This is a genomic window from Anaerolineae bacterium (assembly GCA_025062375.1).
Lineage (GTDB): Bacteria > Chloroflexota > Anaerolineae > SpSt-600 > SpSt-600 > SpSt-600.
The window spans coordinates 1-654 of sequence record JANXAG010000085.1 but is presented as its reverse complement, the minus strand read 5'-3'; the positions used below and the strand labels follow the sequence as shown (position 1 = coordinate 654).

At 64.5% G+C, this 654-nt stretch carries 1 protein-coding gene; it reads right to left on the bottom strand.

Annotation, left to right across the window (positions count from 1 at the left end; translation table 11 throughout):
- On the bottom strand, positions 1 to 654 hold a 654-nt coding region (locus NZ653_10155), incomplete at both ends, for a DUF11 domain-containing protein (protein MCS7287478.1).

Here is a 654-nt window from a genome sequence, read left to right as displayed (position 1 = left end):
GGTGACGCCCGACGTCGCCGTCACTGCAAACGTCACGGTGAGGCTTTGCCCGGGGGCCAGCGATCCCAGATCGAGCCAGACCAGCACGGGCTCGGCGATGACGTCCGGATCTGTAGGCACGCCCGAGCCTCGGATGTAGTAGAAGTCTGCAGGCAGCGTGTCCGTCAGGATCAGCCGGCTGAAGGTCACTAGGCCGGTGTTGGTGATGCGGATGGTGTAGGTGAAGGGCATGTTTCGCACAGCGATGCCCGGCGCCACGTCTTTGGTTAGTTCTAGGCCCGGCACCAGCAGCGTGGTGGGTTCGTCGTCGGAGTTGTCGCCCGGGTTGTCATCGGGTGTCTCGGAGCCGACGACGACGGCGTTAGTGAAGACGCTGGTTGCCGTAACCAGCACCCGGACGGTCAACGTTAGCTGCCTTGACTCACCGGCTGCCAGGTCGCCCAGGCTCCAGACCAACGGGTTGGGGCCGGAGGCAGGCATCGGGTCAGCCGAAACGAAGGCCACCGCAGGCGGCAGAATGTCGGTGACGACAACGCCGCGGGCCACCAATGGGCCGTAGTTGGTGACGACCAGCGTGTAGGTGAGCAGCGTGCCCACGATCACTGGGTCGGGATTGTCGGCCTTGGTAATGGCTAGATCGGCCTGGGTCTGGAC